The sequence below is a fragment of the Variovorax sp. GW460-12-1-14-LB1 genome (assembly GCF_059423605.1).
The window spans coordinates 1-7,036 of sequence record NZ_JBWKYF010000135.1 but is presented as its reverse complement, the minus strand read 5'-3'; the positions used below and the strand labels follow the sequence as shown (position 1 = coordinate 7,036).

Below are 7,036 nucleotides of genomic sequence, written 5' to 3'. Positions count from 1 at the left end.
GGTGCGGGCGCTGCTGCCTCAGCAGCGCACCACGTTCGCTGCAAAGCGGTAGCCCGCGCCACGTTCCGTGCAGATGAAGCGCGGATGGTCCGGGTCTTCTTCGATCTTGCGGCGCAGGCGCGACACCAGCACGTCGATCGTGCGGCTCACCGCGTCCGACTGGGCGCTGCGCGTCTTGAGCAGCAGCTGCTCGCGGTCGATGACGCGGTTCGCATGCAGCACGAAGACCTCGAGCAGGGCGAACTCGCCGTGCGTCAGGTCGCAGGGCGTGCCGTCGCCGTGCAGCAGCTCGCGCGCGGTGATGTTGAGGGTCCAGGGGCCGAACAGGTAGCGTTCGTGGCTCAGGCGGTCAGTGCGCAGCGAGCGCGGCATGCCGGTCTCGGCCGAGCGGCGCAGCAGCGCGCGGATGCGTGCGACCAGTTCGCGGTTGTCGAAGGGCTTGGCGATGAAATCGTCGACGGCGGTTTCGAGGCCCAGGATGCGATCGGCGGCCGTGCCCTGGCCGGTGAGGATGATGATCGGGATGCGCGAGCGCGTGCGCAGCTGGCGTGCGAGCTCGATGCCGTCTTCCTTCTTCAGACGCAGGTCGATGATCACGAGCGAGAACGCGCGTTGGTCGAGCCGGGCTGCCATGGCCAGGCCGTCCGGCACGGCCTGTGCGCGAAAGCCCGACGACTCCAGCAGGTCGACCAGCGTCTCGCAGACTTCGGGATCGTCGTCGACCACCAGGATTTCGGGTTTCACTACGTCAAGCATGAGGTTCCAGAAGGCCGGACTGTGTGTCCGGTCGTCCAAAATTCTTGCAGACAAAAGCGCACCAATTGATACCTAAAGGTTAATCAAGTCCCTCTCAGGCTGGTATTTCGCGACTTTTTTTCGTCCGATGCTTTACACATGCATCGAAGCATCCCTTTCGGGGACTTCAATGTGATCCGTTTGTCACCCAAGTACAGGCGGTTCGACGGGCAGCGCCCGCTTGTGGGAGCTCTTGCGGTGCGTCGACAGAATCACCGCGCGCGCCGCGGCCGACACCGGCTTGCCCTCGAGGAAATCGTCGATCTGCTCGTAGCTCACGCCAAAGGCGTTTTCGTCGGGCTTGCCCGGCACCAGCGACTCGAGGTCGGCCGTGGGCACCTTGTAGACCAGCGCATCGGGCGCGCCCAGCAGCTGCGCCACGGCGCGCACGCGGCGCTTGTTGAGGCCGGTGAGCGGCGTGATGTCGGCCGCGCCGTCGCCGAACTTGGTGAAGAAACCCATGAGCGCTTCGGCCGCGTGGTCGGTGCCGATCACGAGGCCGTCGTGCGCACCGGCCACCGCGAACTGCGCAATCATGCGCTGGCGCGCCTTGATGTTGCCGAGCACGAAGTCCTCGTGCGCCGCATCGCGAAACGTCTGCCCGCCCGCGCGCAGCGCGGCCAGCATCGCATCGGCGGCGGGGCGGATGTCCACCGTCAGCAGGCGGTCGGGGCGGATCACCGCCAGCCCGGCCTGCGCCTCGGCCTCGTCGCGCTGCACGCCGTAGGGCAGGCGCATCGCGATGAAGGTGGCGTCGCGGCCTTCGGCGCGCAGCTTCTCGACCGCGCGCTGCGCAAGGCAGCCGGCGGTCAGCGAATCGACGCCGCCGCTGATGCCCAGCACCAGCGTCTTCAGGCCGGTGCTGCGCAGGTAGTCGGCGAGGAAGTCGGTGCGCCGCGCGAGTTCGGCGGCGGCATCGAAGACGGGCGCCACGTGCAGGGCCGCGATGATCTCGCGCTGCGTGGCATCGACGGGAGACAGGTCGTGATTCATTGGGCGATCCTTCCTTGCGATCTTCCGGTGGAACACCGCGGAACCGGCTTTGCCGGGCCGCTGGTGTTGCCCCCGGTAGGGGGTTGGCGAAGCGACACGAAGTGCGCGAAGACTGGGGGCGAGTTAAAAGTCGACGAGGCTCAAGCCGATGCTGAGCACGGTGCGCTTGCGGTTGTAGTCCACCAGCGTGTCGCCGTAGCCATGGAACAGCTGCGTGTGGAAGCGCAGGTTGCTCTTGGTCGGGTCGCCGATGGCCTTCAGCCATTCGAGGCGCACCGAGCCGCGGCCGCTGTCGCGCAGGTTGTTGCGCACCGTGATGCCCAGTTGGTTGTCGCGGTTGAGGTTCCAGCGGCCCGTGACTTCGGCGCGGCCGATGTAGTCGGCGATGTCGGGGTTGTCGTCCTTCGCGGCGCTTTCGGACATGCGCTGCCAGACGCGGCCCGTGACGGTGAAGCGGTCGTCGAGCTCGGCGCCGCCCATCAGGTACACGCGGTTCCAGCTGCGCGACAGCGGCAGGCTCTGGCCGTTCGACTGGTGCACGATGCCCACGCCCGCATAGCGCCAGCGCCAGCCGCCGGGCAGGTGGACGTCGGTCGGGTAGACATACATCAGCTCGGGTTCGTGGTCGGTGGTGCGGAAGGGCCGCGAGATCGAGCCGTTGAACAGCTGCCAGGTCGACTGCTGCGAGTACGCGAACCACAGCGAGTCCTTCTTGATCGGGTCGTTCTGCGTGAGCATGCCCTGCGCGAGCTTGGTGCGCACCGACAGGCCGATGCGCATCTCGTTCGCCTGGTAGGCCACGGGCTCGGCCGTGTGGCCGGCCGACGGCGAGGTCGGCGGCTGGGGCTTGTCGGTGGCGGCCGAGGCCGACACCGTGAGCGGGCGGTAGCCGCGAAACCCGAAGGTGCCGCAGTCGGTGGCGTTCTCGAGTTCCCAGAAGCGCGACAGCGTCGAGTACTGGCGGTCGCGGCAGCCTTCGGTGGTCGCGACCGACACCACGCGCGTGGCCGGAATCGTGCCGTCCACCGGCGGCTGCGTGCTCGCGAGCACCGGCGGCGCCACGGGCACCGACACCGAGGGCAGCGTCTGTTGTTGCGACCAGCGGTCGTAGCAGGCCAGGCGCGCTTCGTTGTTCGCGCCGAGTGCGGCGCACTGCTGCCAGGTGAGCTGCGCGTCGGCCAGCGGGCTGGCCGGCTTGTCGACGGCCTGGGCCTGCGCACCGGACGCTGCGCCCAGGCATGCGGCCACGGCGGCCACGGTGCGCAGCGTGAACAGAGAAGCAGGGTGTCGTCGTGTCGTCTTCATGGCTTTCCTTCCTGTGCGACGGTCTTGCGCAGCACGAACGGGTGCGTGCGCTCGGTCGCGGCATCGCGCCACGTGCCGCGGAACTCGCGGCCGCAGGCGCCGGGTTGCAGCGTGCCCGACCAGACGCCGCTGATGGCGCGGCCGTCCAGCGATTCGTCGATGGACAGCGCGCCCTCGTCGTCGACGTCGCCCGCGAGCTGCGCGACGGTGGTCTTCGTCGAGGCATCGGCGCGGCGCGTGATGGTGCCGCGCACGCCGGCGTATTCGGGGTGCTTGCCCAGCTGCACGACGGCCGTGCCGGGCAGGTCGTCGAAGCGGGCGTCCCACTGGCCGTACAGCGCCTGCAGCGGCAGATCGCGTGCGTCGGCGGGGCAGTTGGGGTCGCGGGGCGTTGCGCAACCGGCCGCCAGGGCGGCGGCGAGCAGCGCGACTGCGACCGTCGCCGTCGTCCTCATGGCGTGGCGGCGGCCTTGGCCGCGCTGTCCAGCGCCTTGCGTGCGAACTCGGCGCGCAGCGCCTTCAGTTTCTCGCGCGGGTCTTCCTTGGTCGTGGCCTTGTCCAGGCCCATCTCGGCGATGAAGCGGCTGGGCATGCAGGGCACCATGTCGCGGCCCTGCTTGCGTTTCTTGGTCCAGCTCACGGCCAGGCTGCGCTGGGCGCGCGTGATGCCCACGTACATGAGGCGGCGCTCTTCCTGCAGGCGCTGCGTGGTCTCGTCGCTCACCACCTTCTGGCGGCCGTTGTCGTCGTCGAGCTTGAAGGGCAGCAGGCCCTCGGTCACGCCGATGAGCATCACGTGCGGCCACTCGAGGCCCTTGGACGCATGCAGCGTCGAGAGCGTGACCACGTTCTGGTCCTGCTCGCGCTCGCTGATGGTCGACAGCAGCGAGATGGTCTGCGCCACCTCCAGCAGGCTCTTGTGTTCGTTCGGGTTCGTGTCGTCGGCGCCCGAGGCGTCGTCGAGCGAACCGCCGGCGCGTTGCGACATCCAGTCGACGAACTCCAGCACGTTGGTCCAGCGCGTGGCGGCCGCGGCCTCGCTGTCTTCGCCTTCGTACAGATGGCGCTCGTAGTCGATCTCCTTGAGCCACTCGAGCATGAAGGCGCGCGAGGCTTCGGCGCCCATGGTGCGGCGCGCGCGGTATTCCAGGTCGTTGATGTAGCGGCCGAACTCGTGCACGCCGTCGAGCGTGCGCTTGGGGATCACGCTCGGCAGCGACGGGCTGAACAGCGCCGCGAACAGGCTCAGCTTGTACTGGCTCGCGAAGCTGCCCAGGCTGGCCAGCGTGGTGTGGCCGATGCCGCGCTTGGGCGTGGTGATGGCGCGCAGGAACGCCGGGTCGTCGTCGTTGTTGACCCACAGGCGGAACCAGCCGCACAGGTCCTTGATCTCGGCGCGGTCGAAGAAGCTCTGGCCGCCCGACACCTTGTAGGGAATCTGCGCCTTGCGCAGCGCCTGCTCGAAGATGCGCGCCTGGTGGTTGGCGCGGTACAGGATCGCGAAGTCGCGGAACTCCTTGTACTGCTTGCCCTGCGACACCGTGTCGCCTGCGCGCAGGCTGATGATGCGCGCCACCGTGCGCTCGGCCTCGTGCAGCTCGGTGTCGGCATCGACGATGCGCACCGGCTCGCCTTCGCCGAGTTCGGAGAACAGCGTCTTCGGAAACAGCTTGGGGTTGGGGCCGATCACGTTGTTGGCCGCGCGAAGAATGGCGCTGGTGGAGCGGTAGTTCTGCTCCAGCTTGATGACCTTGAGCGTCGGGTAGTCGACCGGCAGCTTCTTCAGGTTGTCCAGCGTGGCGCCGCGCCAGCCGTAGATCGACTGGTCGTCGTCGCCCACGGCCGTGAACTGGCCGCGCTCGCCGGCCAGCGCCTTGAGCACTTCGTACTGCGTGGCGTTGGTGTCCTGGTATTCGTCGACCAGGATGTGGCCCAGCATGGCCTGCCACTTCGCGCGCACCTCGGGGAACTCGTACAGCAGCTTCAGCGGCATGCCGATGAGGTCGTCGAAGTCCACGCTCTGGTAGGCCTGCAGCCGCTCTTCGTACTGGACCATGATCTCGGCCGTGATGCGCTCGTTGTCGTCCACCGCGGCGGCCGCGGCCTGCGCAGCGTTCAGGCCCATGTTCTTCCACTTGCTGATCGTCCACTGCCAGATGCGCGCGGTGGCGATGTCGACGGTGCCGCCGCAGTCTTTCAATATCTTGGTGACGTCGTCGGCGTCCAGGATGCTGAAGGCCTTCTTCAGGCCCAGCACGTGGCCGTCTTCTCGCATCATGCGCACACCCAGTGCGTGGAAGGTGCACACCACCACCTTGCGCGCGTCGCGCCCGATCAGGTCCTTGGCGCGCTCGCGCATTTCGGCCGCCGCCTTGTTCGTGAAGGTGATGGCCGCGATGCGCTCGGGCTTCAGGCCCGACTGGATCAGCCGGCCGATCTTGTGCGTGATCACGCGCGTCTTGCCCGAGCCCGCACCTGCGAGCACCAGACAGGGACCGTGCATGTAGTTGACCGCTTCTTGCTGGGCGAGATTGAGACCGTGGGACATGGGGGAGGGGGAACCGGGAAAGCGGGAACGCGAAAAAGGCAGGAGGGGCCGCAGGGCGCGGCCGTCGCAAAGCGGGCAATGATACGGGCCCGGCTGCGGCCGTCCGTGTCAGCGGGCATCGCGCGACGAAGGAGGACGACAATGCCGGCGTGCTGCCTGTTTTTCTTGTTACTTTTCCTTTCTTCGCCCTGATCGCGGCCGGTTACGCCGCCGCCCGCACCCGCATCCTGCCGCTGGATGCGATCCCGGGGCTCAACACCTTCGTGCTGTATTTCGCGCTGCCCTGCATGCTGCTGCGCTTCGGCGCCGGCACGCCCATCGCGCAGCTGCTGGACGGCAGCGTTGCACTGATTTGGGGCATCTGCGCGCTGGCGGTGGTGGCGGGCGTGGTGCTGTTCACGCGCAATGCGCGCATCGGCTGGAACGACGCGGCCTTCGGCGCGCTGGTGGCGGCCTTTCCGAACACCGGCTTCATGGGCGTGCCGCTGCTGGTTGCGCTGCTGGGCGCGCAGGCGGCCGGGCCGATCATCATCACCATCGCGTTCGACCTGGTCGTGACCTCGTCGCTGTGCATCGCGCTGTCGCGGCTCGACGGCGCCGGCAGCGCGGGCCGGCACGGCGCCACGCTGGCCGCGCGCAAGGCACTGCGCGGCATCCTCGTGAACCCGATGCCGTGGTCGATCCTGCTGGGCGTGCTGCTGTCGGCGGTGCGCTGGCAGCTGCCCGGGCCGGTGGAGCGCACCATCGCCATGCTGGCCGACGCGGCCTCGCCGGTGGCGCTCTTCACCATCGGCGCGGTGCTGGCGCGTTCGGCGCTGCTGGCGCGCGAGCACGGCGCCAGCGCCATGGTGGCGGCGGCGATGGGCACTGGCGCCGGGCCCACGCCGAAAGCGCCGCTGGCCGACGTGCTGCCCGTGGTGCTCGTGAAGCTGGTGCTGCATCCGCTGGCGGTCTGGGCGCTGGGGCGCGGCGCCATCGCGCTGGGGCTGCCGCTGGCGCCCTCGGCGCTGGTCGTGATCGTGCTGGTCGCGGCGCTGCCGAGCGCGAGCAATGTGTCGATGCTGGCCGAGCGCTTCGGCGCCGACAACGGCCGCATCGCACGCATCATCCTGTGGACGACGGTGGCGGCGTTCTTCACCTTCCCGGTGGCGGTCGGCGCGCTGCGCTGACCGGGGGCGTTACTCGGTCAGCACGCCGAGCTTGTACGGATCGGCGTCGGAGAGCCGCTCGCACTTCGAGAAGTCGCGGCCCTGCGTGCCGTCGCAGTAGTAGGTGTTGTAGATGCGGCCGAACAGCGTCGGGCTGGCCGTGAAGAGCACGCCGTGGTCCGGCTGCCAGTTGTCCTTGGGGGCGGGCGCGGTGGCTTCCATCGGGCGGGCCGCGTCGGTGGTGCCG

General features: G+C 68.7%; 6 protein-coding genes and 1 pseudogene. 1 reads left to right on the top strand and 6 read right to left on the bottom strand.

Annotated features, from left to right (window positions below; genetic code table 11):
* Positions 1–18 precede the first annotated feature (18 nt).
* The 5 genes from AC07Y4_RS32330 to AC07Y4_RS32310 form a co-directional block, all read right to left on the bottom strand.
* Positions 19–756: a response regulator gene (locus AC07Y4_RS32330; protein ID WP_070063911.1), complete on the bottom strand. Its 738-nt coding sequence runs from the start codon at positions 754–756 to the stop codon at positions 19–21.
* A gap of 183 nt (positions 757–939) precedes the next feature.
* On the bottom strand, positions 940–1,788 hold the full coding sequence (gene nadE, locus AC07Y4_RS32325) for an NAD(+) synthase (RefSeq protein WP_495275651.1): 849 nt from the start codon (positions 1,786–1,788) through the stop codon (positions 940–942).
* 123 nt (positions 1,789–1,911) lie between these two features.
* Positions 1,912–3,093 (bottom strand): phospholipase A, encoded by a 1,182-nt coding sequence (locus AC07Y4_RS32320; RefSeq protein WP_095949456.1) that lies wholly within the window; start codon positions 3,091–3,093, stop codon positions 1,912–1,914.
* Positions 3,090–3,548: a hypothetical protein gene (locus AC07Y4_RS32315; RefSeq protein WP_495275650.1), complete on the bottom strand. Its 459-nt coding sequence runs from the start codon at positions 3,546–3,548 to the stop codon at positions 3,090–3,092. Before AC07Y4_RS32315 ends, AC07Y4_RS32320 begins: the two co-directional genes overlap by 4 nt.
* A complete protein-coding gene (locus tag AC07Y4_RS32310) occupies positions 3,545–5,641 on the bottom strand; it encodes an ATP-dependent helicase (RefSeq protein WP_062476196.1) in 2,097 nt (698 codons plus the stop codon). Before AC07Y4_RS32310 ends, AC07Y4_RS32315 begins: the two co-directional genes overlap by 4 nt.
* A gap of 149 nt (positions 5,642–5,790) precedes the next feature.
* On the opposite strand from AC07Y4_RS32310, the gene AC07Y4_RS32305 reads away from it, so the two are divergent.
* Positions 5,791–6,810, top strand: coding sequence for an AEC family transporter (locus AC07Y4_RS32305; protein WP_495275649.1), 1,020 nt, complete (start codon positions 5,791–5,793; stop codon positions 6,808–6,810).
* Positions 6,811–6,819: 9 nt separating this feature from the next.
* Here AC07Y4_RS32305 and AC07Y4_RS32300 read toward each other — a convergent pair.
* A pseudogene (locus AC07Y4_RS32300) lies at positions 6,820–7,036 on the bottom strand (hypothetical protein); the annotation flags it as partial.

Coding starts and splice junctions, on each gene's coding strand:
- AC07Y4_RS32330 (WP_070063911.1), bottom strand. CDS start 756: ATGCTTGACGTAGTGAAACCCGAAATCCTGGTGGTCGACGACGATCCC.
- nadE (WP_495275651.1), bottom strand. CDS start 1,788: ATGAATCACGACCTGTCTCCCGTCGATGCCACGCAGCGCGAGATCATC.
- AC07Y4_RS32320 (WP_095949456.1), bottom strand. CDS start 3,093: ATGAAGACGACACGACGACACCCTGCTTCTCTGTTCACGCTGCGCACC.
- AC07Y4_RS32315 (WP_495275650.1), bottom strand. CDS start 3,548: ATGAGGACGACGGCGACGGTCGCAGTCGCGCTGCTCGCCGCCGCCCTG.
- AC07Y4_RS32310 (WP_062476196.1), bottom strand. CDS start 5,641: ATGTCCCACGGTCTCAATCTCGCCCAGCAAGAAGCGGTCAACTACATG.